This window comes from Nostoc sp. (assembly GCF_036917775.1).
Taxonomy (GTDB): domain Bacteria; phylum Cyanobacteriota; class Cyanobacteriia; order Cyanobacteriales; family Nostocaceae; genus Nostoc.
Genome location: NZ_JBALEQ010000083.1, coordinates 205,524 through 230,750 on the forward strand (window position 1 = coordinate 205,524; position 25,227 = coordinate 230,750).

20 protein-coding genes are annotated in these 25,227 nt (G+C 40.9%); 7 read left to right on the forward strand and 13 right to left on the reverse strand.

Features of this window, described 5'->3' with window-relative positions:
* Window positions 1-25: 25 nt before the first annotated feature.
* Together V7K69_RS16295 and V7K69_RS16300 are read left to right on the forward strand one after the other, a co-directional pair.
* Window positions 26-1,480 (forward strand): YcjF family protein, encoded by a 1,455-nt coding sequence (locus V7K69_RS16295; protein WP_335036040.1) that lies wholly within the window; start codon window positions 26-28, stop codon window positions 1,478-1,480.
* 81 nt (window positions 1,481-1,561) lie between these two features.
* Window positions 1,562-1,843 (forward strand): hypothetical protein, encoded by a 282-nt coding sequence (locus V7K69_RS16300; protein ID WP_335036042.1) that lies wholly within the window; start codon window positions 1,562-1,564, stop codon window positions 1,841-1,843.
* A 112-nt stretch (window positions 1,844-1,955) separates the two neighbouring features.
* Here V7K69_RS16300 and V7K69_RS16305 read toward each other — a convergent pair whose 3' ends face one another.
* Window positions 1,956-3,005 carry an anti-sigma factor antagonist gene (locus V7K69_RS16305; protein ID WP_335036044.1) on the reverse strand — a complete coding sequence of 350 codons (1,050 nt, stop codon included), beginning with the start codon at window positions 3,003-3,005 and terminating at the stop codon, window positions 1,956-1,958.
* Window positions 3,006-3,204: 199 nt separating this feature from the next.
* Here V7K69_RS16305 and V7K69_RS16310 point away from each other — a divergent pair, with 199 nt between their 5' ends.
* A complete protein-coding gene (locus V7K69_RS16310) occupies window positions 3,205-4,002 on the forward strand; it encodes a 7-carboxy-7-deazaguanine synthase QueE (protein ID WP_335036046.1) in 798 nt (265 codons plus the stop codon).
* Between the two features lie 203 nt (window positions 4,003-4,205).
* Here the strand turns inward: V7K69_RS16310 and V7K69_RS16315 are convergent, their stop codons facing one another.
* Together V7K69_RS16315 and V7K69_RS16320 are read right to left on the reverse strand one after the other, a co-directional pair.
* Window positions 4,206-4,850 (reverse strand): DUF3318 domain-containing protein, encoded by a 645-nt coding sequence (locus tag V7K69_RS16315; protein WP_335036048.1) that lies wholly within the window; start codon window positions 4,848-4,850, stop codon window positions 4,206-4,208.
* Between the two features lie 77 nt (window positions 4,851-4,927).
* Window positions 4,928-5,485 (reverse strand): hypothetical protein, encoded by a 558-nt coding sequence (locus tag V7K69_RS16320; protein ID WP_335036050.1) that lies wholly within the window; start codon window positions 5,483-5,485, stop codon window positions 4,928-4,930.
* Between the two features lie 309 nt (window positions 5,486-5,794).
* Between V7K69_RS16320 and V7K69_RS16325 the strand changes: the two genes are divergently transcribed.
* From V7K69_RS16325 to V7K69_RS16335, 3 genes are all read left to right on the forward strand, one after another.
* Window positions 5,795-6,211 carry an element excision factor XisH family protein gene (locus V7K69_RS16325; protein ID WP_335036110.1) on the forward strand — a complete coding sequence of 139 codons (417 nt, stop codon included), beginning with the start codon at window positions 5,795-5,797 and terminating at the stop codon, window positions 6,209-6,211.
* On the forward strand, window positions 6,199-6,531 hold the full coding sequence (locus V7K69_RS16330) for a XisI protein (RefSeq protein ID WP_335036052.1): 333 nt from the start codon (window positions 6,199-6,201) through the stop codon (window positions 6,529-6,531). Before V7K69_RS16325 ends, V7K69_RS16330 begins: the two co-directional genes overlap by 13 nt.
* Before the next feature lie 243 nt (window positions 6,532-6,774).
* Window positions 6,775-8,172, forward strand: coding sequence for a hypothetical protein (locus tag V7K69_RS16335; protein WP_335036054.1), 1,398 nt, complete (start codon window positions 6,775-6,777; stop codon window positions 8,170-8,172).
* A gap of 24 nt (window positions 8,173-8,196) precedes the next feature.
* On the opposite strand, the gene V7K69_RS16340 is transcribed toward V7K69_RS16335, so the two are convergent.
* The 6 genes from V7K69_RS16340 to V7K69_RS16365 form a co-directional block, all read right to left on the reverse strand.
* Entirely contained in the window at window positions 8,197-9,111 is a 915-nt protein-coding gene (locus tag V7K69_RS16340; RefSeq protein ID WP_335036056.1) for a nucleotidyl transferase AbiEii/AbiGii toxin family protein, read from the reverse strand.
* Window positions 9,112-9,273: 162 nt separating this feature from the next.
* Window positions 9,274-10,677 (reverse strand): ferredoxin:protochlorophyllide reductase (ATP-dependent) subunit N, encoded by a 1,404-nt coding sequence (locus V7K69_RS16345; RefSeq protein WP_163939065.1) that lies wholly within the window; start codon window positions 10,675-10,677, stop codon window positions 9,274-9,276.
* 176 nt (window positions 10,678-10,853) lie between these two features.
* Window positions 10,854-11,645, reverse strand: coding sequence for a DUF5331 domain-containing protein (locus V7K69_RS16350; RefSeq protein WP_335036060.1), 792 nt, complete (start codon window positions 11,643-11,645; stop codon window positions 10,854-10,856).
* A gap of 32 nt (window positions 11,646-11,677) precedes the next feature.
* Window positions 11,678-12,544 (reverse strand): ferredoxin:protochlorophyllide reductase (ATP-dependent) iron-sulfur ATP-binding protein, encoded by an 867-nt coding sequence (gene bchL, locus V7K69_RS16355; protein ID WP_012410753.1) that lies wholly within the window; start codon window positions 12,542-12,544, stop codon window positions 11,678-11,680.
* Between the two features lie 646 nt (window positions 12,545-13,190).
* The gene (locus V7K69_RS16360) at window positions 13,191-13,445 is read right to left on the reverse strand and encodes a TIGR02450 family Trp-rich protein (protein WP_335036062.1); all 255 of its coding nucleotides are present in this window, start codon (window positions 13,443-13,445) and stop codon (window positions 13,191-13,193) included.
* Window positions 13,446-13,541: 96 nt separating this feature from the next.
* On the reverse strand, window positions 13,542-13,916 hold the full coding sequence (locus V7K69_RS16365) for a hypothetical protein (protein ID WP_335036065.1): 375 nt from the start codon (window positions 13,914-13,916) through the stop codon (window positions 13,542-13,544).
* Between the two features lie 692 nt (window positions 13,917-14,608).
* Between V7K69_RS16365 and V7K69_RS16370 the strand changes: the two genes are divergently transcribed.
* Window positions 14,609-16,873 carry an NACHT domain-containing protein gene (locus V7K69_RS16370; protein WP_335036067.1) on the forward strand — a complete coding sequence of 755 codons (2,265 nt, stop codon included), beginning with the start codon at window positions 14,609-14,611 and terminating at the stop codon, window positions 16,871-16,873.
* 127 nt (window positions 16,874-17,000) lie between these two features.
* Here the strand turns inward: V7K69_RS16370 and cruF are convergent, their stop codons facing one another.
* The 4 genes from cruF to V7K69_RS16390 form a co-directional block, all read right to left on the reverse strand.
* Entirely contained in the window at window positions 17,001-17,924 is a 924-nt protein-coding gene (gene cruF / locus V7K69_RS16375) for a gamma-carotene 1'-hydroxylase CruF (RefSeq protein WP_335036070.1), read from the reverse strand.
* A gap of 370 nt (window positions 17,925-18,294) precedes the next feature.
* Complete coding sequence (locus V7K69_RS16380) at window positions 18,295-18,489, reverse strand: hypothetical protein (protein ID WP_335036072.1); 195 nt, start codon at window positions 18,487-18,489, stop codon at window positions 18,295-18,297.
* A gap of 472 nt (window positions 18,490-18,961) precedes the next feature.
* Window positions 18,962-23,194 (reverse strand): chemotaxis protein CheB, encoded by a 4,233-nt coding sequence (locus V7K69_RS16385; RefSeq protein WP_335036074.1) that lies wholly within the window; start codon window positions 23,192-23,194, stop codon window positions 18,962-18,964.
* A 491-nt stretch (window positions 23,195-23,685) separates the two neighbouring features.
* Window positions 23,686-24,126 carry a response regulator gene (locus V7K69_RS16390; RefSeq protein WP_335036076.1) on the reverse strand — a complete coding sequence of 147 codons (441 nt, stop codon included), beginning with the start codon at window positions 24,124-24,126 and terminating at the stop codon, window positions 23,686-23,688.
* Between the last annotated feature and the right edge of the window lie 1,101 nt (window positions 24,127-25,227).

The following is a 25,227-nucleotide window of genomic DNA, read 5'->3' on the forward strand; positions in this document are numbered from 1 at the left end:
AGCCATCTAAAAGGCGCGGAGAATCATGGTTGTGAAGTTGCAGCGACCAATTTTAGTGGGAGGATTGGGACTGTCCCTTTCTCTGTGGATGTTGGACAGTTGGCACGATTCGATAGTGCAGGTGGGTGAGTTTGGTTTGTTGAGTGCCTTAGCTGTAGGTGGTGGTTTGTGGTTATTCCAGCAAAATCGCCCGAAAGACAGTTTAAAGCAGCTAGATGATATGCTCGTAGATCGGGCGACTGTGGAAAATGCGATCGCTAAAACTGAAACTGTAATTAACCAACTGGCACAAGAATCAGAAAACCATCCGGTGTTACAGACACTGCGAGAACAAATTGCCCAATTGTTGTTGGAATTAGACAGACAAGAAATTAAAGTGGCTGTGACTGGCGGTAAATCCGTAGGTAAAAGCACCTTAATTCAAGCTTTAAAGCAAATAGAGACACAAAACTTGGTGTCTTTAGAAGAGACAACACCTTTATTTAGAGAAACGGGTGACAATTCAGATGCTGCGGTTTTAGCAGAAGTTGCAAAATCAGATTTTGTTCTGTTCCTGACAAACGGTGATTTGACAGACTCAGAATTTCAAACCCTACAGCTGCTAAAAGCAGCAAATCAGCCGACAATCCTGGTTTTCAACAAACAAGACCAGTATTTAGCCGATGAAAGCGCCAGCATCTTGCTGTCATTGAAACAGCGAATGCAGGGAAATGTAGTTGCAACAGCCGCCTCTCCCATTGCTATCAAAGTCCGAAAGCATGAGGCTGATGGTGCTGTGCAAGAGTGGATGGAACAACCAACAGCAGATATCCAGCAGTTAACTCAGCATTTGGGTGAAGTTTTTGCACAGCAAAGACAGCGCTTAGTTTGGGTGACAACCATGAGGAAAGCCGGGTTGTTGAAAGCTGAGGCGAAAAACTGGCTGAATGGAATCAGACGCGATCGCGCCACCCCAATTATTGAACAATATCAATGGATAGCTGCGGCGGCTGCCTTTGCTAACCCAGTTCCAGCCCTTGATATTCTAGCGACTGCGGCAATTAATGCTCAAATGGTAATGGATTTGGGTAATATCTATCAGCAGAAGTTTTCCCTAGAACAAGCACAAACTGTAGCTGGAAGAATGGGAAGTTTGATGCTGAAACTGGGTTTAGTTGAACTTTCTACAAAGGCGATTAGTACTGTTCTCAAAAGTAATGTCGTCACCTTTGTTGCTGGTGGCGTAGTGCAGGGAGTAAGTGCAGCTTATTTAACTAGAGTCGCAGGGTTAAGTCTAATTGAATATTTCCAACAGCAGGAAATAGCAATAGATTCTGGAACTGGTTTGAATTTGGAGAATTTGCGGCAAACATTGCAAAAAGTATTTCAGCAAAATCAGCAGATTGGTTTTTTGCAGGGATTTGTTAAGCAAAGCGTGAAGCGTTTGTTGCCAGAAGTGCAGCAGGTTGAAGTTGTAGGTATTCAGAAGGCTGTAGGATAATCTTACGCAGAGGCGCAGAGTTTTTCTTAGCGCCTTTGTGTAAATATCAAAAGTAGTTTGGAATACTTAAGAAGTAAATAGATGAGCGATACAAGCAGATATGGTAAATATTATTGGTGTATTAAAGTAACAAAAGATTTGTCAAAAGACGGTGAAATTTTTGTTATGGCAGATGAAGTTAAAAGCCAAAAAGGAGTCCTATTTTGTACTCGAAAGGTTGTTGATGATAATTCTCAAGAAATAAAAGACCAAATTAATTTAGCTATTGCATCAGGTAAATGGCTTGCAGTATATGCTGCATCTGTTATGGATGGTGCTGCTGTGGCAGTAGAATTCTGGGAAGGTGAAGTAAAAAGAGATTAATAGTAATCCGTAGAAACCTAAAATTTACCCAAGCCCATAACGGGCTTGGGTATATCTAATAATTATTGCGAAAGTTGGGAGTTACCAAAAAATTGTGAATAAGGGTAGTTAGCTAAACAGCGCCACTGTTTCTATTAAATAGAATAGTTATAGTTTTGAAAATTAGCTTTAAATCGTACACCAAACTCCAATTTTTTTGATACTGCAAATCTAGGCGAATTACATCTTCAAAACTACGGACTGTAGACCGCCCATTGACTTGCCATTCGCCAGTCATACCAGGCTTAACATCTAAACGTTGCCACTCTGGTACTTCATAACGTTCCACTTCATCGGGTGTGGGTGGTCGAGTGCCTACTAAACTCATTTCTCCTTTGAGGACGTTCCAAAATTGAGGTAATTCATCAAGACTAGTTCGCCGTAAAAAGCGTCCTACCTTGGTAATTCTGGGGTCATTTTCATTCTTGAAAAATGCACCTTGCACTTGGTTTTTTACTTGGGATTTCCTTGCTTCTGCATCCACACACATGGAACGGAATTTCCAAATCTCAAACCGCTTTCCCATCCAGCCACAACGGGTTTGACTAAAGAAAATAGGGCCAGGATCGTTAATTTGAATAGCGATCGCAATCGGAATAAACAAAACTCCTGTAATTAATAAACCAACCACAGACCCGACAATATCTAAGAACCGTTTCATCCAAGATGCTACAGAAGGGTGAGTAGTGGGTAATGGCTCTACTTTACGGGAAGTTGTCTTCCGATGATCAACTAAGTCTTCTGGCTCTATTAGCAACCCATCATCAACCGACTCTAAGGGAAAAACCTGATCTAATCCTGTGAGTTTTAAGACTGCCATGACTTGAGGTGTTACATTCCGCAGTGTTAATGTAATTCCTTTAGTCTGGGCGTATTTAAAATTACTGACCAGGGCACCTAAACCACTACTATCCATAAAAGTAGTTTGGTGAAAATCAATGATGATCTGTTTAGGATGTGAATTGGGTTCAATTAAGCTTTGGCAGGTTTGCTTAAAGTCTAAAGCCTCCAGCACGCTCAACCGCGCGGGCACCTGCATTATAGCCGTGTCGTTTAGGTAATTAACTGGAAAATCGACCTCTGTCGGTTGGCTAGTCATGAAGCTCTGCACTTTCGTTGCCATGTATAATGTAATCTGCCAAACATTATTTTGTCCTAAAAAATTACTTAACCTAATACTTAGAATCAGTAGTAATAAGGACTAATTTCTTTTTACCGGGGCTGAGATTGGAGATCGCTAGCGACGATTCACAATAGAACAAGAAGCCAAAAAACATCCTTGCTGTTGTGCCGACGCAGCGCGATCGCGTTGTTCTCATTTTATGATTGCTAAAACTACGGTTACACCTACCGCACGCCTAGTTGAGGTCTTTTCTGCCATTCAAGGGGAAGGACTGAATGTAGGGACACGTCAAATATTTATTCGTTTTGCTTTGTGTGATTTGCGCTGCCACTTTTGTGATAGTGCCCACACTTGGAATGCACCTGCTACTTGTCGGATAGAGCGATCGCCTGGATTACGCGACTTTGAAATCCACTCTAACCCTGTTCCATTACCTATATTAATCGAATGGGTGGAACAGCAAAATCTACCTTGTCTACACGATAGCATTAGCTTAACTGGGGGTGAACCACTTCTTCATGCCCCATTTCTAACGCAGTTTCTACCTCAAGTGCGAGACATAACTGGTCTACCCATATACTTAGAAACTGGCGGGCATCGCTCAGAACAACTAGCGATGATTCTTCCCTATTTAGACTCTGTGGGTATGGATTTCAAATTGCCCAGTGTTAGCGGCGAAAGCCATTGGCAAGAACATGCTAAATTTCTCCAATTATGTCATGACTCATATTTAAATGTTTTTGTCAAGATAATTGTGTCTCAAAACACAGATCCAGCCGAGTTGGAACGTTCAGCTTCGTTGGTGGCAGAGGTTAGTCCAGATATCTCAGTATTTTTACAACCTGTTACGCCTTTAGCTGTATCTGAAAAATTCTCCCCAATACTTATGCTTGCGCCTACCGCCGATCAAGTTTTAACCTGGCAAGCTTTGATGAAGGGGTTTGTCAAGCAGGTGCGTGTGATCCCTCAAACGCATAAAATGCTGAACCAACTGTAAAAGCTGCTGTAAAATTTGAGTTTGATAAAGATGTAGTCAAGAAAAAAGTAAGATTCTATGAAATGGGCATTGCTGCTGCTAATCAGCAAGGCAGCAGCCCCTCAGTAGACATTCCCAGTCCAAGGCAGAATTAGGAGTGGGGAGTTTGAAGTTTAGATTTCACTCCTAATTGTAGAGCCGCGATTAATCGCGTCTCTCCTAAATTAAAACCCGCCTTCATCTGGAGTTTTGGATTTAGCTTTTGCTTTATTGGCACTGCGTTTGAGGGCAGAGAGTCTTGCTTCGTATCTTGACCGTTGGCGCTTGCTAGGAGTATTGTCAATCAGGGTTTTTAAGGCGCTACCGAGACTCTTGTAGGCATTGGGGAGGCTGTAACCAAAACGAGTTGCCAAAGCGATCGCTTTCTCATCAGCATTGACCAATTCTTTTAGTTGCTTTTCCCCATTATTCTTTTGGTACAGTCGCCAGCCTGACACGCCACACAGCGACAAAGCTAACACCAGCAGCAATCCATCTTGTACCCACAATTCGCCGACAGCGCCACCTAAACCGATGGCTAACGCTGCCATTTCCCAACCATCTTTAGGAATTGTGTCATTTTGAACGCGAGCAACTTCATGCCAGAACAGCAGATTACGCTGATCCATTGCGAGGGCATCCCATTTCACCAGGTCAATTTGAATTTCCACCTGGTCTTTACCAATTTCTTCGCAACGAACCAGGGGTGGATTGACCTCAGTTGTGCCTTCAACCGTGACCCAGCTCTGTAATTCTGGCGGTAGTAAGCCTTTCAACCGCCGTAGTTCACTCATTTCCGCTTTGGCAGAGGAGGTTGCATAGGATGTCATAATATCCAGCCCCAGAAAATTTCAGTATATAGTGAGGGTATCACTTTGGAGTATAGCTATTTAAGTGATGATCCGTCTCACTCCTTGGGAAAACTTCCTCGCTTTTTCCGTGCCTCCATTGCCTTTTCTAGCAAATCTAGCAATCCTGGAGCTTCTTCTTGGATAGTGAGTAACAGTCTTTCGCCAAGTTCTATATTCCCCGGATCAAGACCCGTTGCCATCACTTCTTTGAGGCGAGGTATGGCTATGCCATCTACAATCTGAATTAACCCACTCAGACAACGGTGAAATTGCTTTTCTGTGAGAATTGAGTCTTCTAGAGGAAACTCAATAATGGCACGAATTTCACCATCAGACGGGTCATACTCCCATTGCAACATTTTGGTTTCCCAGGAAATGGCAAGCATCGTCTGTAAGATAACTCCCTTGTAAGGGTGGTCTTGAATTCCTGACAGAACTTGAGGGGCAAATACCCGAAAAAATTTTCCCTCTTCATCCAACTGGACAACTATCAGAAAATCTTCTAGGTTATCAGCTTCTACACCTGTTATTATCCGGTCTTCTTCATCATCAAAACGGTAGTCCCAACCAAGGTTGTCTAAATAGTTGGCAATTTGTTTGAGGTTAGCTCCCATAAAAGCCTCATAAGGAACGGTGGAGCAGTTGTTACCAGACCTAGTTTAACCTGCTAGGGGTAGTTCTTTAGGTTGGTGTGGCTACTTCCGATCGCATCAAAGTATGCAATTAGGGTATTGGGGATTGGGCATGGGGCATTGAAGATAGGAAAAATAGATGATCGTTCGGCGCTGTGAATGATATTTTCTGAAGGACTTTTGCTCATTCTTAAAGAAGCACACTTCAAATTGTTGTTTCGCTAGGTTGTCAATGTATTCTTGAAATATAAATTCTCAAATCAAACACCGCCAGAAATTGGAATTAAACCTGTGTCTGCTAAAGATGCCTTTCATACAGTTGTCAAAACAGCACTTGAGAAAGAAGGGTGGTTAATCACTCATGATCCTTATACTCTCCAGGCGGGAACCCTTGAGCTATATATTGATTTAGGAGCAGAAAAAGTTATTGCAGCCGAAAAACAAGGACAAAAAATAGCTGTTGAAATTAAAAGTTTTCTAAGTCCATCAAAAATCACAGAACTTTATGCTGCATTAGGGCAATTTATCATTTACCGAATTGCTTTACAAAAAAAAGAAGCCAATCGCACTTTATATTTAGCCGTTCCTAGTACTGTTTACAATGAATTTTTTCTACTTCCATTTATTCAATCTGTCATTCAAGCTAATCAACTCTGTTTACTAATTTATAATATTGAACAGGAGGCAATAGACCAATGGCAAAGCTAAACGAATATCGACAATATATTAAGAATTTGCTTCAACAACACGCTAGTATTGTTTGGGATAATCGCATTCAAGCACAGACAATTTATGATACAGAACACGATCATTATCAATTAGTTTATGTAGGTTGGCATGAGCAAGACCGTATATATGGGCCTGTTCTCCATCTAGATATTATTGACGAGAAAATCTGGATTCAGCAAGATGGAACAGAGGTAGGCATTGCTAATGAATTGGTTGATTTAGGTGTCCCAAAAGAAGATATTGTTTTAGGTTTCCAGTTACCTTCTGTGCGTAAATATACAGATTTTGCTGTTAGTTAAGGGCTGGTTTCAAGCCGCATTCAACAGTCACCTTTAAGGCTTTTGACAATAATTTCAGCCATTTTCTACCAGATTGCGTTTTACTTATGATTGTATCTGCGATCGCTCTGCATCTTCTGGTTAAAAAGAGCGATCGCTATTAGACAGAATAGAACTCGCATTAGTATTAGCTGAATTGTTAGACAACATATCAATGGGGGAATACTGAGTAAAGTGTAAATACTTTATTAATTAAGAGAGATTATGACTATACCATTGACAGTAACCTTTTCACTTGCTACTTGGATTGTTAAAGGACTGCAAGATGGGACTTTAGAAAGGGTTGGGGGTGTAATTATAGAACCAGTGAGCAAACATATTGTTACCTGGTTGAGGGAAGCCAATAATTTTCCACTTCCAGCACCAAGTTCTTCCCCGAACAATTTACTCAACCTTGTTTTCTCCGGTGCACATCTCGTTGCTTCTGGGGCAAATGCTGCTACTACAAGACAAGGATTAGCTGATGTCAGTCGACGCTTGGGTGGAGTTGAACAAACAAGTTTGGGTAACATAGCTGTTTCAGGAGTAAATCTGATTGGAACAGTAGCTAATGCGGCCATTTCAGGAAAAGGCTTCGCGGATGTAAACGGGCGTTTAGGTGGGATTGAAAATCAGTTAGGGGAAATTGGGCAGAATCTGCAATTAACTCAAGGTTTTTTGCAAGTAACTACTGCTGCTAGCGTACTTAATCTAGGTGTTTCAGTAATGGGGTTTGCTGTAATAGCACAGCGTCTCAATGAGCTAGAAAAACGTCTAAAACAAGCGGAAGAACTATTGAACAAAGTCAACCGCAAAATAGACCTTAGTTTCTATGCTAATTTTCGTGCTGCAATTGAGTTAGCAATTAATGCCTTTACGATGACCAAACCTGAAAATCGTAGAAGCAGCGCTTTACAAGCTATTAATCGTTTCTTAGAAGCAGAGCATATTTATACTGAATATACAGATATTGAAATTCAGCAAAAAAGCCAAATTGCTGATGAGTATTTACTAACTTTATCTTTAGCTTACCTAGCTGAAGCACGTTGTTATTTAGAATTAGAGGAACACGATACAGCACTTCGTCGGTTCCAAGAAGGAGCTAGAGTTATCCGTTCTCGAATTCAAAAATATGTTGACCTTTTGCTCACTTCTAACCCAGGAGCATATTTACAACCTCAGTTCCAAGGTCAGATTGATTTGCGAAGACTAACACGAATTTACCAATGGATTGACCCAACTTTAGATGAAAATGCTGTGTTTGATTTGCAACGAGAGAATTTGTTTAAAATGGCCCAAGACCCTAACAAATGGTTAGATTCACTGCCGGCGGCAATTTTAACTCGCGTTGAGGTTCAAGCAGGTTGGTTCGGGCCGAGTCAGGATGATTTGAAGCAAGAAGCTTACAAACGTCTTCCCCAAACATTTGAAGTAATGGAATCTATGATTGAAACCAATCGCCGTTTTGAATCTTACCAAACAGAATTGCAAGCAATATCCCAACTAGGAATCAGCTTTCATGACTGGCTTAAATTAACTCCGTCTACAGAAATTAAACCAGACGGTGCAGAATTAATGTATATAATTCCATCCAAACCTTTAGAGTTACAGCCTTATATCTGAACTAATTACAGAATTAAATATAAATTAATCAAGGTCAAGAAAGTCAATAATAAGCAAATTTATTCCATCCATTATTATTGGAAATTTTTCTTCAGGTATGTTTAATTCCTGAAAACATTTATCTCTATATTTTTCTTTTTCAGTAAAATTAGTGATGGCTTTAATTAATGGCTTTTTTACTTCGTAGCTTTCTTCAGCTTTAGCAATTGCCTGTGCGGGAATTTCGTTATTTACACGCAATATTGCTAAGTCAATCAAATCTCTAGATTGTGTACTTGAATCGTTCCATCGGTCAGCATTAGCCATTAGTTTTGATGTAAATCTATCGCTTATACTCAGACAAGGTATTTTTGTCCATTTCGGATAAACAGGAGAGTCTAAAGTAAAAATCCCATTGGCTACAATTTCTACTTTAATAGTTGTTTCATTGACTACAACAAGGAAACGAATACCATATTGATTTATTGTACTGTCACCTAATTCGATATCTATTGTACTTTGAAATAATGCTACAATTCCTTCATCGCAAATCAAATTTCTTAAATATCTGTAATTTTCAGTTCCATAAGGGAAGAGGAAATCAATATCTTTACTAAGTCTGTATTCATCATATTCTAACGCCAAGAGTGTACCACCGCCAAAGTATGCAGAAGCTTTTTTTAAAACTTCTGGATTGAAAGCATTAAGGATTTTAAGTATATTATTATGATGATCGACATGAAACATTTCAAAATCCGTTAATATCCAGGAGTTATATTTTTTTGCTAAATAATGAACAAAATCTTTTTCTTCTTGTTTTAAATTTTTGAAGGTAGTTTGATGATGCCAATTGCGTTGATACAATTGAACAATTTCTTTCTCACTCATTTCATATACATTTTTTAGCTGCCAACCAATAGACTCTAAAAATGGTAGCTTTTGTGGATTGAGCTTAAGCATAATTAACTCTAATGGTTAAATTTTCTCTAAGTTATGATTTAGCGATATCCACCTGATTATAACTATTTTTAAGCGCTCTTCTTTTGCGCCTTTGTGAGACAAAAAAGGCGAACCCAAAAAGTTCGCCTTAATTATATGCTGTTGCTAAATCCAAACCCAAATCTAAATCTTCGCTTCTTCTCTCACCAACTTATCCCAACCCAAATCTTTCAAATTATTATTCCGACGCAACGGACGAGTCACCAACTCTAACATGTCACGCGCATTCGTAAAGCCGTGAATTTGAGCAAAAGTGAACTCCACCGACCATTTTGTATTAATACCGCGTGCTTCCAATGGGTTAGCGTGAGCCATACCAGTAATTACCAAGTCTGGTTTCAACTCATAAATCCGTTGAAGTTGATTGTAATTATCCGGCTTCTCCACAATCCTTGGCAGGGGTGAATTCATTTCCTGGCAAGTTTTCTCCAGTAATGCCAACTCAGCAGCTTGATAGCGCTTATCCATGTAAGGAATGCCGATTTCGTGAACAGTCATTCCACAACGGATTAAGAATCTTGCTTGGGAAATTTCCAACAAGTTATCACCCATGAAGAATACAGACTTACCACGAATCAGTTTCACGTAATCTTCCAACCCTGCCCAAATTTGTGCTTCCCGTTCATCCAAACCCTTGGGAGTAATACCGAACACCGAGCAGATTTTCTCAATCCAAGCGCGGGTACCATCGGGGCCAATGGGGAAAGGTGCGCCAATGAGTTTACACTTGCGGCGGCGCATTAAGGTTGTAGCTGTGCGGCTGAGGAAGGGGTTGACACCAGCTACATAATACCCTTCTTCCAAAACTGGCAATTCTGTGAAGCGCTTCGCGGGTAGCCAGCCGGAAACTTTGATGCCTTGTTTCTTCAGTTCCAAGGTTAACTGAGTAACTACGGGGTCGGGAAGGGAGCCAAAGAGAACTAAGGGTGGATGATCTACGTACTCAGATTCATCTTGGGCGACATCTTCTTTCTTCTTACCAAAGTTGAGCAATTTAGCGATCGCATTCCGTTCACTCTTCTCTGTTTCCGCCACAGGAGCCTTATCAGGGCAACGGTTAGCCATTGCAGCTAACACGGTGTCTTCCCCTTGGGTAAAGGCGTAATCTAGACCATTTGCGCGCGCTACAACGATGGGAATCCCAATTTCAGATTCCAGCTTCGGTGCCAAGCCTTCCAAATCTGTTTTGATAATTTCTGTAGTGCAAGTGCCAATCCAGACAATTACACTAGGATTGCGATCGCGTTTAATCTGCAAGCACAACCGTTTTAACTCTTCATAATCACTCAGTTGTGCCGAAATATCGCCCTCTTCCAACTCTGCCATTGCATAGCGGGGTTCAGCAAAAATCATCACCCCCATCGCATTTTGCAGGAAGTAGCCACAAGTTTTTGTCCCAATCACCAAAAAGAAGCTATCTTCAATTTTTTGGTATAACCACGCCACGCAGCTAATTGGGCAAAAGGTATGATAATTCCCGGTTTCACATTCAAAGCTTAAAGCTTCTGGTTGTTGAGCGACAGTCATTTTGGTTTTTTCTCCCCTTGATATTTAATGGCAGTTCAACCAATTTCAGATTTTAGATTGATAATTTTGGATTGGAGGCTGGGACAACAAAAGTATCCTCTGTCTAACGACAATTTCCCTAATTCCTCATCCAAAACCCCAAATCTAAAACTTAAAATTGCGAAGAACGGCAATAATTAAGCGTTGGGGAAGAGACGGGCAATTTCTGATTCATCAAAAACGCCTGCTGGCAGTTCTTCCCCCAAAAAATCGTTATTTTCTTCAGCCTTTTGCAAAGCTGTTTCATCACCCCAGACATCTGATAACACGTCTTTAAACGCATTCTCATCTAGTGGATTATCTTCAAGCACTTCATCATCCAGCTTTACTTCCATTACAGCTGTTGCATCTGTATCGAAAGCAATTTCCCCAAACTCATCTGCTTCTAAATTAGAGGTTTCGAGAGACTCATCTTTTAAAGCGTGTTCGTTGGATAAGGAAATATCGCCAAAGCCATTTTCGGTTTCTTCCAACGCGCTGATTTCCAGACTTTGCTCATCAGAATCCACCATTGCGAACTCTTCAACTACTGCCACTGCTGCAAAGCCATTTGTATGAGAATGCGTGAATGTTTCTTCTTCAGGCTTTTCGTCAATGACATCTGCTGCTTCTTCTACGAATCTCTCCACTTCTGGGTTGCCGACAAAGCGATTACCGAGAACTAAATCTGGATCAAAATGTAAATCCAGCACCTCAATCAGGGTATCGGCATCAGGATTAAGTTTGGCAAAGGGCAACATTAACTGCGCTAGCTTTGGCTCTAGGGCGTTAAGAACTCCCAGGATGAGGTAAGAAGGTGGTCGCTTCCCGCCATCAGGGGTGTACACTGATTCCACTTCCATGTGCAGGGTAATCCAGTCTCGATTATTCTGGAAAAATTGCAACCACTTTTGTTTTATTGAATCCGTAAAGCTGTGAAAGAAAGCCATATTATTGTCCCCCATCCTGAGAACTTGGTGATTTATACAATCATCAAGTCTAGTTCCTCTTCTGAATTAGGAACCTGGGGTTTACCCGGATTTAGATAAAAATCGGATAACAAAGAGAACAACTCCCGATCTGGTGTGTCGTTAGGTACAACACCTTCGGGACGCGCTAGAATTTGATCGGCGATGTTGAGATAGTAGTCGCAAACGTAGTCTAGGGAAGGATCTTGCTCTGCCATCTCAAACAAAGTTTTACCTTTCACACGGGAAACACGGATATCTTCAATCAAAGGTAAAACTTCTAAAACTGGCATGGGCACAGCTTCTATATATTTTTCAATCAAGTCGCGCTTGGAGGTGCGATTGCCAATCAACCCAGCTAGACGTAGTGGGTGAGTTCGGGCTTTTTCGCGGACTGAAGCAGCAATCCGATTAGCCGCAAACAGAGCATCAAAGCCGTTGTCTGTAACAATCAGGCAGTAATCTGCATAGTTGAGTGGTGCTGCAAAACCACCGCAAACTACGTCACCCAGAACGTCAAAAAGAATTACATCGTACTCATCAAAGGCATTGAGTTCTTTAAGTAATTTTACGGTTTCACCAACGACGTAGCCGCCACATCCAGCACCCGCAGGTGGGCCACCAGCTTCTACGCAATCCACACCGCCATAGCCTTTATAAATTACATCTTCCGGCCAGACATCTTCGTAGTGATAATCCTTTTCTTGGAGAGTGTCGATAATTGTGGGAATCAAAAACCCAGTCAGGGTGAAGGTGCTGTCATGTTTTGGGTCGCAGCCAATTTGCAGCACTTTCTTGCCACGTTTAGCTAGGGCGACGGATATATTACAGCTAGTTGTGGATTTACCGATACCACCTTTTCCGTAGACTGCTAGTTTCACTGTTGTTTCCCTCTTATAGCTTCTTGTCAAACTTGTGGCTCAAACATTTGCCTTCACCTTTCCTGAGATGGCGATGCGTGAGGTCTGTTGATGTCATTATTGGGCAAATTACATAGAAAAGAAAGTCGCTCTTAATTTATAAAACGTTTTTATCCGATGAATTAGAACTTAATTGTGGGTATTTTAATTTTTATCAGCTAAAAAGTGTTATTTGGCTCTAAAATTCACGTATAAAAAGTTTTTATTATTTATTTTTATAAAAATAGTTACAAAAGACAAAAAGCTGAAATTGGCTTTTTTAAATGGTTTTCATAGAATTAGCTGATGTTCGTGCAACGTGTTTTCAGGGGATTGAGGCACAGGTGCAAGGGCAAACAGAGGTATATGCAGCATGATGCTGGAAATATTGCTGAAATTTGCGTTAGCGTAGCTCACCGTACTCTATAGGGGAAGCAAGCTACGCGTAGCGTCTTGTAGAGAAGTTATCGCAGATAAATTGCCAGTTATCAGTCGGTAGTCTCAACAATTTAATTGCTGCTTGAGAGTGAGTTACCGTAGTTTTGTAAAAAATTATTAATTTGCCAAATTTAGTAGGCGGCAGCCCTCTTAATCGTTATTCCCAGCCAAAGACTGGGAGCGGGCTAATTTAAGACACCTCAGTTTCAAGTCCGTGGATTTCCTGTAATGTTTGCCAGCCAGGTTGCCACTGGGAGTTATCTTGTAATAATTTGGCATTTATCCAAAAACGGACTTTCGGATCGCAAGCAGCAACCATTTCGGCGTAAACCCACTGAGCTTGGTTTTTTCGGTTGACAACTTGGAAGTGCCGCCAGCCATCAACTTTTTGCTGTGCCGTCCACTTAGAACCAACTAGGTAAGGAAATTTTTGTTTTTTAGTCATTTGTTATTAGTCATTTGTCATTCGTCATTAAATATTGGGAAAACACTTTCTTAATTCCCCATTCCCCATTCCCCATTCCCCATTCCCCATTCCCAGCTAAGATGTCACCAAATCGCCGTTACGGGTAAACTTCTGGCAATCCAACTCATTATCTTGTTGAACGCATAGCGAAAACCATCTGATATGGCTCCAGCAGGTATTGATATTGTTGGTAATTTTGCGCTTTTTCTTAGAAAGGCGTTGTCTTACAACTTCATTAGGGCAAAGAATTTCTAACGTGCCTGTACCATCTTCGTAATTGATGATGCGAAATAGACAGTCTTGCAACATCGCACGGCTGCTGCTATCGAAGAACCGCTTAAATCGCTGTAGCTTTTCCCCTTCGCTCATTTGGCTGATGGGTTTTATTTTCAAGAAATCTTCATCCTCAAAATCAAAGTCATCATCTTCAAAGTCGTAGGGGTCAATCATTTTCAGTATCCACGAGACGACCTGAGATTATGTTAACTTTGTGTGGGGACAGGAGGAGAATGATAGAGGCATAATTTGAGGCAAAGAATTTCAAACTGAAAGCATAACAACACTTGCAATCTTGTCAATCTTTAATGCTGATGGTGAAAAGAATTATCCCGCCTGTAAAACAATACATCCTGGTCAAATTCCCTAAATTTATTTATGGGGGATTATCTTTTTACTCTTTGCTTCTTAAGCTATAGCAGTTCCGTACCTAGTTAGATACGTTTTCAAAGGTACTAACCTTGGTAAAAAAGATTTGGGCGTAACTTTGCTGCTTAGGAAATGCTATAAGTTATTTAAATATTAAATATAACAAGCTAACTTTATGGATTTTATAGACAAGTCTACAGAGGTGCTACAATAGTTATTATAAGTACTTAATCGTACATAAAGTTTAAACTTGCCGCAGCACTACAGTTACTAGATATAAAAAAAACTTACTATGACTTTAAACATAAATTCATAAAACATACTTTCATTCTTCAAATTCTACTGAAAATAATCTAATCATAACATATTGGCTGAAGATGCTTTAAATGAAATCATTAGTATTTAAAAATAGCTAACTTACTTTCTAAGTAGTTCCGAAACTCTATGTTGCAATAATGTCAAATTGAATAATTCTTCTTTGATATGTGTAAGCTTCTATGGTAAAGCGATCGCTCGAAGCATCACTCACCGGGATTGAACAAGCCAAAAAAGCGTTTGCTCATAAAGGGTGGACACAAGACAATTTGGCTTTTGAAGTCAACTTAAAAACTCGCCAACCAATTTGGCGGTTTTTTACTGGACGTCCCGTTGATCGGTATATCTTTATAGAAATTTGTTCTGTGTTGTCGTTGAATTGGCGAGAGATTGCGGCTAATCCTCCAGAACAATTCCTTGAATCAAAAGAACTTGGTGCTACTGAATTTTTGGATATTGATGCTCTAGTACAACAAGTGCGATCGCAACGCTTCGACAAAATTCAAAACCAGTGTGGCACTTTGCAATTATTAGATGTTACTCGCCCGGTTAGAATCGACGACATTTATATTGATGTCAACATTTTTGAGGAGATTGCGAGCCTTCAGTGGTTAGAGTTTGCTGACTTACAAAACTTTACATCAAAAGAATTCGATCGCTTTGGTTTAGGTGAAATATCCCAGACACAAATGGCGGGGATCGCGGCAGTTCAAACTTACTCAAAGCTGCGGGTTTTGGGTAAACCGGGAGCAGGTAAAACCACTTTTCTACAACATCTGGCGATTCAATGCAACCGAGGGAGATTTGCTGCAAATCGGGTTCCTATTTTCGTCACCTTAAGAGATTTTGCCGACGAAACGAGAGTTGTAGGAGAGTTCCATTTACTCAACTATATTTCCAAAGAGTTCCTCACCTGTGGAATTTCAGATCCATCTGTGGTGGAAACTTTGTTGTTGGAGGGCAAAGTGTTGCTGTTGCTGGATGGATTAGATGAAGTACTCCATCAACAGAGCATTGGTGTCGTCAATGAGATTCGCAGACTATCTGAAAAGTATCAAAAGAATATGTTTGTCGTCACCTGCCGCACGGCAGCTAAAGCTTTCAACCTCAGACGCTTTACAGATGTTGAAATTGCCCCTTTTAGTCAAGATCAAATTGTTGCTTTTGCTCAGAAGTGGTTTACAGCAGTTACGAAAACGAACATCCCAAATAAACAAGAACAGGCATTTGAGTTTATTAAGAAACTAGATTTGCCCGAAAATCTACAATTTCGGAGACTTGCTATCACTCCCTTGTTTTTGCATCTCGCCTGCTGGGTTTTTCATCACCAGAACAAATTCCCAACCCAAAAAGCTGCGTTTTATAAGCAGTGTTTAGACCTGCTGCTGGGTAAATGGGACGAAACTAAAGCAATTGAGCGGGATGAAGTGTATGAAGGTTTTTCATTACCACAAAAACTTAAGTTGCTGAGTCAGGTTGCTAGTGCGACATTTGAGCAGGGTAATTACTTTTTTGAACAACGCATTGTTGAGCAATACATTAGTGATTATATCAGTGATTTGCCGAATGCTTCCACAGAACCAGAAGAATTGGAATTAGATAGTGAAGGGGTACTTCAGGCGATAGAGTTGCAACATGGATTACTAGCAGAACGAGTACGGGGGATTTTCTCTTTCTCTTATTTGACGTTTCAAGAATACTTGACTGCTCGAAAAATCGTTGCCAGTTATAATTTACAAGCATTAGAACAACCGTTAGAACATCTAGTAACTCATATTACTGAACCTAGATGGCGTGAAATCTTTTTGTTAACGGTTGCTATGCTGCGGAGTGCAGATTTTTTGATACTGTTGATGAAGCAAGAAGTTGATGCACTAGCGACTCAAGATCCATATTTGCAAAAATTTTTAACTTGGACAAGTCAAAAGTCTTTTGCTGCTCCTGAGTCTGCTGCAATTCGGGTATTTTATCTTGCCTTGGCTAAGACTCCTCACCTTACCCCGTACTTTGCCCTGGTCTGCATCTTCGAGCGAGATATTTTTTTGGATGCGGCATTAGATAACTTAGTAATGGAATGCGAATCTAATTTTGCCGATGTCTATGAGTGCAACGATGCTCTGAGTAGTGCTTTGGTAATTGTTCAAGATGCTGGCTTACATCAAGCTTTACAACAATTTAAAGACCTACTGCCCGATCCAGAACAAAGTAGAGAAAGAATTCAGACATGGTGGCAAACAACTTATCTTGCTTGGATGGAACAGTTAAAAACTGCGATCGCCAAGCATCGAAACATTCAGGATGAATGGCACTTCAGCCCACAGCAAGAACAAGTATTACAACAATATTACGATGCTAATCAGTTGCTTATCGATTGCCTTAATAGCAACTGTGAGATTACAGATGTTGTGCGTCAGAAGATTGAAGCTAGTTTGTTGTTGCCGAGATAAAGAACTCTCCAAGCAGGAATGGCAGGGGGCAGGAGCAGGGAGCAGGGGGAGTGGGGGAGATGAGGGGACAAGAGGGTAAACAAAACTCCTAACTCAGCACTCAGCACTCCTAATGCCCAATGCCCTTTCATTTCGCTGCAACATTGATTCTAGCTACAGAGATTTCTGGTGGTTCAATGAGAACTTGGACAGGTGTAGATGAGCCTTTCAACCACAGCAGCACTGCGGGAGTGACACCCAGGAATAAGCCTAACAACACGGGTACAAAGAATCCGGCTGTTAAGCTCATGACTGTAGCGAAACCAAAGTTACTTAAATAAACTGCAAAAGGTATATTAAGTTGCGTTGGCAAAGCCGACTGGAGGTATCGCTCCTGGTTAATTGGATTGTTTCTCCACAACAGTGCAGTCACACTCATAAATATTGAGCTAGTACCTAGCCACCCCGCAAAATTTTGGTAAGGCATTCCAAAGAAGGGGCCTGGTTGTTGCCAATACCAAAAGGGTAGAGAAGTTTGACTCATTGCGGGATCAAGAACAAAATCCCAGGAGGTTAGTAATAAAGCACCCAAAGCGATCGCACTTATATGACGCAACAAGTTGGGCTTTTTGTCCACTTCTAAACCTGCACGTGCCAGTAGGTAAGAAACAAATCCCAAATAAAACCACGACAAGGGAATTGTAAATGGGACTAAACCCGCAATTTTATAACCTAAACCGCTTAGGTAACTATAATGACCAAATGGAAAGCCAGTACTGGTTCCTAGTAATTCACTACCTAGAGAAATAAATACAGATGGCAACAGAAATGCCAAAGCGCGACTTAAACCCAAAGTTCGCATGGCATACAAGAAAACACCTACTGCACCTAAAATCATATAAACTACACCGCCTCCTGCCATACTCCATTGCATAGCAGTTTGTCCAACTTCAGATAAGTCGAAAATTACTTGGGCATTAGGTACAACCAGTAATATCCCTACCAATCCAAATATCATTGACACGATATGACCAATAAGGCTTATGCGTTCAGCAATAACAAGTTGTCTCATGATATTCCTTAACAAGATATGACACGTAGCGACTCGGCTGTTAAAAGTTTCAAAACTTTAAGAACATATTTAGGGCTTGCTGAAAAAGTAATAAAAAAGCAAGATCAGGATTGATTATGCGTTGGCTGACATTGTTAATGCGTCGGCTTTTAAGTAGGAAGTTGCAATTATTTGTAAGACGCATTCCAAATTCTCTGCGAGACGCTCCGCGAAAGCTCAATGCTCGATCCCTAAGAAAACGAGGGTTGAGCGGAGGCGAAACCCAGCAATCTAGGTGAGCTTTAATTTAGCCTTCCTACTTACATAAAACTCTACTAAGTCAGCCAACGGATGAGAGCAATACTAGGTTGTAGCCTTGTTAAAAGCCTGATTATGTCGTCCGCAAATCTGCCTCAGTGAGGAGTATCATGGTCTCTGCACCAACTCTGCCAAAGTCAGGCTCTAGCCCTAATGCCATCTCAATAAGATACGTCCATGTGCCAGATTCAGGTGTGTAGCTGCGTACAATCCCTTCTCCACCAACAAAGCTCACCCATTGCGTATTGCGAAAGTTAGGCCTCTTCATGAAGGTTGCAGTCATGTGTAAAACTCTTCGATTTATAGTTGATACTTTCTGTTTTAATAAAATAAATTAAATATGTTTTGTACCTTTTTAAGTAAAGATATTAAACATCATCTATAACTTTTGAATGTTTTAGGTAGAGATTATACAATTTATACGTAATTCAAACGTTTATTCAAACATTTGATATGGCAATCCTAAATCATTCATGAAAAATTAAATCCCCGACTTCTTTGAGAAGTCGGGGATCTGGACACCGCGCATTTTTTACTTTTTCATAATTAAAATTAACGTGAGTTCGACAAGTCTTATTTGACCTCTCCGACACGCAGAGGGAAGCAAAAAGCTGAATTTTTCGTTGCTCTTTCCGAAACGGAAAGGGAGGCTGGGAGAGAGAGGTTCATCGAACTCACGTTAAAATTAGTTGCTCTGTACCTCAATTACGAATTACGTTAGCGTAGCGGGGCGTAGCCCATTACGAATTATCTGTGACTCGTCCAGTCAAATTTGCAATCATCAATATCAATTGAGTCAGTTGCATCGGTTTAGCTAGATGCATTTGGAAACCAGCATCAATTGCCCTTTGCCGCTCTTGTTCAGTGGCATAGGCAGTGATTGCTACTGCTGGAATTTGTCTCTCAGCTTCAGCTTCAAGCGCTCTCACCTGACGAATTAGGGAGTAACCATCCTCATCTGGCATCCCAATATCTGCTAAAAGCACATCATATTTGCCAGGAGATTCAGCTAAAGCAGCGATCGCTTCCCTTGCTGATGTCACAACCACTACTTCAGCCCGGAAATTTTCTAACATCGACTTGATTAAGTCGCGGCTATCCGCTTGATCGTCTACAGCCAAGATACATAATCCTTCAAGGGTAAGGGGTGGATTTTTACCATTTAATGTGTGCTGAGTCTCTGATAAAATGACCGGCTCTAAATAAGTTGGCGGTGTAATTTCCGGCGGCATTGAGCGCAGAGGCAACCTGACAATGATCGTGGTTCCTAGTCCCTCGCCTGCACTTTGCGCTTGAACTGTTCCACCGTGAAGTTCTACAAGATGACGGACGATTGACAAGCCTAATCCAAGTCCCTGAGTTGTTTTGCTGCTGCTGGAATCTCCTTGGCGGAAGCGATCAAAAACATAAGGCAGCAAGTCTGCTGAGATGCCAATTCCTGTGTCGCTGACTCGAATTTCAGCATGAGTATATACAGCTTCAAGCATAATTCCCACTCGCCCCTCGGCTGGAGTGAACTTAATCGCGTTAGAAAGTAAATTCCACAGAACTTGCTGTAAGCGATCAAAATCTCCGACAACTGTCGCCGGGTTCAACTGTGAAATAATTTGAATGCTTTTCGCCTCTGCGGACAATTGGACAGACTCAATGGCGACATCCACTACTGAAACTAGATCGATTAGACGAGTGTTTAAATGAAGCTTTCCACTCGTAATCCGTGAGACATCCAGCATATCATCAATTAACTGAGCTTGCACTTTAGCACTCCGCTCCACCACTTCCCAGGCACGAGTGACTGCTGAAGAATCTAAATCGCGGTTACGGAAAAGTTGTGCCCAGCCCAGTATAATATTGAGCGGGTTACGAAGTTCATGAGAAAGGTTCGACAGGAATTCATCTTTAGCTCGGTTGGCAATTTCCGCCTGTTGACGAGCTGACTGCTCTTGTCCTAGAAGCTTAGATCGTTCTAATTCAAACTGTTTGCGATCGCTAATATCTTCAATGGCCAGCAAAATCCTTTGGGCATCTCCCTGTTGAATAATTTTCCAGCCATTGATCAGCATGGTTTTCTGCCCAATCCGCTCAAAACGATGCTCTACCTCCCAGTTTTCAATACTGGTATCGTTGGCAAGAAGGTCTTCTAAGAGCGATCGCAGTTCGGGCAGGTTCCATTGACCGTTCCCTAGTTCAAAAATCAGAGATTGCGCTGTCTCTGATGGTGAAACCTGAAATGTTTCATAAAACGAGCGATTGGCTTTGTTCACCCGCAAATCAGAATCAAGGACGATTAACGGCACTTGTACCGTCTCCACAATCGCTTCAGCGTAATTTCTGGCTTGTTCTAAGGTTGCGGCACTGCGTTTAAGAACATCAATATCTATTAACACCAACACTACACCGTCAATCTGGTTTTCTGTGGTGCGATAAGGACGGATGCGGAGATTGTACCAATGTCCCCCCAGAGTTTGGACTTCTAATTCTTTGATGCTAAGTGTGTCAAGTACCTCCAAAATTAGAGTTTCTAACTCAGGAACATCAAGATTCGCTCTGATATCGCTTAAAGGTCGTCCAGCATCGGCGGGAATTAAATTGAAAAGTCGCTGTGCCATTGGCGTAAAACGTCGAACGCGTAAGTCCGAAGTCAATATCAAAATGGGAATATTAATACTGGCAAGTAAATTTGTGAGATCGTTGTTAACTTGGTGTAATTCTAGATTTCGACTACGAAGTTCTTCATTAGTGGTGTTGAGTTCTTCGTTGGTTGCCTGAATCTCTTCTTTGGCAGTTTCTAGCTCCTCATTGGTGCTTTGCAACTCTTCATTACTAGAGAGGATTTCTTCATTGGCAACTTTCAGGTCTTGATTGATATGCTCCTGCTCTTGGATCACCGCTTGCAGATACTCTTGAGTTGCAGCCCGTTCTTGATTGGCGTTTGCGAGTTTAAGTCTTAGCCGAACAATCTCTCGCTCTAAGTCTGGCTGCTCTTGGCTCTCAGGATTTACCGTGCTGAGATTGTTAACCGTGGGTGGGGCTTCTTCAAATAAAATCAAAAAGTAGAATTCTTCGTCGGTCGAAGGCTTGAATGGAATCACCTCAAGATTGATGATTTTTGAAAGATTGCCCTGTTCAATTTGTAATCCTTCCTTTCTAACTAGAATTTTTTGCCGTTGTGCCTGATAAATTGTGGCGCGTAGCTCCATGAGCAAGCCTTGACGCACCATTTTAAATAAGTTGAGACTCGGTTTTCCAGGTGAAAGTTTGAGGTAGAGATCGATTTCTCCCCGAAGTTGCAGCACCTCCATCTTGTTGTTGATTACTACACCCACTGGGGCATAGTGATTCAAGATCAGTTGGTCAGTTTTTCTCTCTAAATCAAACTCATCCGATGAATTCTCATTAATCGGCTTTGGTTCGTCCACTTTTACTATCGGATAATTGCTGGTAATAAATGAAAAAGTTGGACGAATTGCAGTTAGCTTTTTGGCATAAATTTTATACTTTTTGTCAATTAGAGTAAACAAGTCCGAATATTTACCTGTGCTTTCTGAAGTCCCTAGCAGCAAGAAGCCAGTTGGATTGAGACTGTAATGAAAGATGGGCAATATCCGTTTTTGCAACGTTTCGTCCAAGTAAATCAGTACATTCCGGCAGCTAACTAAATCTAAGTTAGAAAAAGGGGGATCGCTGCCCAAGTCTTGCCTAGCAAACACACATAGTTCGCGCACAGCTTTGCTAATTTGATATCCACCGCCCTCAAGGGCATGAAAAAATCGGCGGCGGCTCTCTGGTGAGACTTCCACCATTTGATTCTCTGCATAAATACCCGTTCTCGCTTTGTCAATCGCTATCTCGCTGATGTCTGTGGCAAAAATTTGGATCGGCGGCGAGGTTACTTTATTCGACAAAAACTCCAGCAAGGAGATGGCGATGGAATACACTTCTTCGCCCGTCGAACACCCAGCTACCCAAATCCGAATCGGCAACTCTGCTGATTTGTTTTGAATGATGGTAGGAAAGACTTGCTCTTTCAAGAGTTGAAATGCTTCGGAATCGCGGAAAAAATGGGTTACATGGATCAGAATTTCTTCATAGAGCGCCTTGACTTCACCCGGATTCTTTTGCAAATACTCGGCATAATCCTCCAAGCGTTCTAGTTTATACAACAGCATTCGGCGCTGGATTCGGCGATCGAGGGTATTGGGCTTGTAATGGCTGAAGTCAACGCCAGTTTGCGATCGCAATAACACAAATATAGTCGCCAGTGCATCCCCCTGTTCGGGCAACTTCTCAATTGCGATCGGTGGCAAAGAGTTAGAAATAAAAGGATTGCGACTGAGGTTTACCAGTTCCTCGGCGATTTTTTGCGGCGGTAGAATAAAATCAACATTCCCGGTGGCAACAGCAGTATTGGGCATACTATCGAATCTTGCCGTGTCTTCACACTGAGCAAAAGTCACGCCCCCAGCCGCCTTGATTGCCTTCAGTCCTAGCGAACCGTCTCCATCCGCTCCAGATAGAACAACTGCGATCGCTTTATTTCCTCGATCTGCTGCCAATGAAGTAAAGAACGCATCAGCAGGCATATATTTACCATGAACTTTCTCTCGCGGCGTGAGTTGCAACACTCCAGCAGACAACATCATCTTAGTGTTAGGCGGAATAATGTAGACCTTGTTAGGTTCTACAGTCACGCCATCTTGCACTTCAGTGACGGGCATTTTAGTTGTTCTTGCCAGAATCTCGCTCAATAGACTCTTGTGGTTAGGGTCTAAGTGTTGAATCAGCACAAATGCCATCCCTGTATCGGTAAGCAAATGCTTGAGTACCTCCGTAAATGCCTCTAATCCACCCGCAGAGGCGGCAATGCCAACGATGGGAAATAAAGGATTTGCCATATCTTGTTGCTCTACGTCGAACGCTTCATTAGCAGTAGATTCAGATACAAGTTGCTCAGAGGGTTGATCGGATGTCATAGGATGAAGTTTAGTACTGCAATGATTTGGCAACTAAGGTTTATATTTTAGATTTAGTTTACTTATTTGCCCTATATTTAATAATAGTTTGAGTAAAAATTAAATAAATTAAGGCTGCTTTGGGTGGTGCGCGAAGTGTGATAGGCAGAAAGTAGGGAGTAGGGAATCAGCTTTTTCGAGTTATAGCGATTGTTTTCACACAATCAAACAGGAGTGCTATATTCCCAAAATATAAACTATAAACATTTTAGTTTTCTAAATCCAAGTCACTGCCAAGAAGTAAGAAACTAGAATAAATCCAATACCAATAATTCCACTACTCAAAAGCAAAACTAATTGAGTTAAGTCATTTATATGATAACTCTTGAGATTAATTCTATCGTTTATCAAGTTCATTAGTAGCATTTGAAAAATATTTATCCCTACCCATAAATGACCCATGTTATTACTTCTCAAAACTTAAATTACTATATCTAGGACATTAATTAAAGCTAGTTAGCATAAGGATAAGGATTATTAGCAATTGCTAAAATGCCAAGTACAGCAACAAAATCATCAATAACTACGGGTTTAGCAAAGCATAGACTAAACCCAGCTAAAAGAGCGCGTTGATACATATCTTCAGTTACAGTGCTTGTGAGAGCGATCGCTGGTACTACTTTGCCTCGCTCTCCCGTAAGTGTTCTCACTTGGTGAATTAGAGCATAGCCATCCTCCTTTGGCGAGGAAATACCATTTAAGAGGATATCAGGTTGCCATTGCACAAATATTTCCAAAGCTTGCTCTCTTAAAAATGCTGCTTGCACCTCCACACCATAGGATTGCAACATCGGCGTTAACGAATTGCAGAAATTCACATCATTATCTACAAGGAGTACTCGTAGCCCTTGAAGAAATGAAGGATGAGTAGGAAATTTATTATTTATATACATCAGAGTTTAAAAATTGAGATTTTATTAAACTTTGAAATGTCCTTAGAGGATGTCTGAAAACTTTTTGGTGTTGTATTTGAGGCCTTTAGATCCACCTAAATCCCCCTTTTTAAGGGGGACTTTAAGAAGCTTTCCCCTTTAAAAAGGGGGCTAGGGGGGATCAATAAGTACCTAAAAATCACAGCCAACCACTTTTCAAACAACCTCTAACTCTCTTATAGGACTCATATTTAAATCTTGCGAAGTTAGGTACATATCAATTCCCTTTTTTTGAGTTAATAGTTCCCTCCTTACGCAAGTAAGCTCAGTAATAAAATCGGATTTTTCTAGCAGTTTTGATTGCAGCAACTAATATATTAAAGACACTAGCTTGTATGACCACATCGCCACGACAAACCTTTGATTTTGCTTACCAAGCATAATTTCTATTAACAATTTTTACTATAACATCCTATTGTTAAAGCTCATGTTTCAATCAATGTTTTAATAATGTATACTTTGTATGATTTGTATAAAATCAACAATAAGTTTTCTGACAAAAACATTTAAATCATTCCAACGATTAGTAACTATATTATCAAAAATATGCCTAATAAAATAGAGTTTTTCTATCGTTCGGTAGAAGTCAAAACAAAATTTTAATTACTGTAAGTGTATGCCGAGCCTGAAGTGATAAAGAGGCTATAAAGCAGGCTGGATAAAAGACATAACACATAAAACCTGATAAAAATAGGGTAGTTTACCAGACTTTAAACCTATGAATTCATGAATTAAATCAGTCTGAAACTTAATCGTACCTACTCATAATTAGCCAAACCTAAAAAGCACTATATCAAAGGTATAATCACTTTAATTATTTTCGACGGACAAGATATATATTTTAGTTTTTAGGCTTAACCCAAGCGTATTGCATTACTTCTCTGGAAAAGTGACTATAAAATATTTGGAGATGAACAGTGCTTCTCAAGTGGTAGCGCCACAACTATGGATTTGCTTGGATTTGTTTCCGTAATCGTACAGCACGACAGTAACAAAATAGACGACCAATATCATGAGCGATTGCAAGCTTAACTACAGCATATCGAAGTAGAAAATTTAATA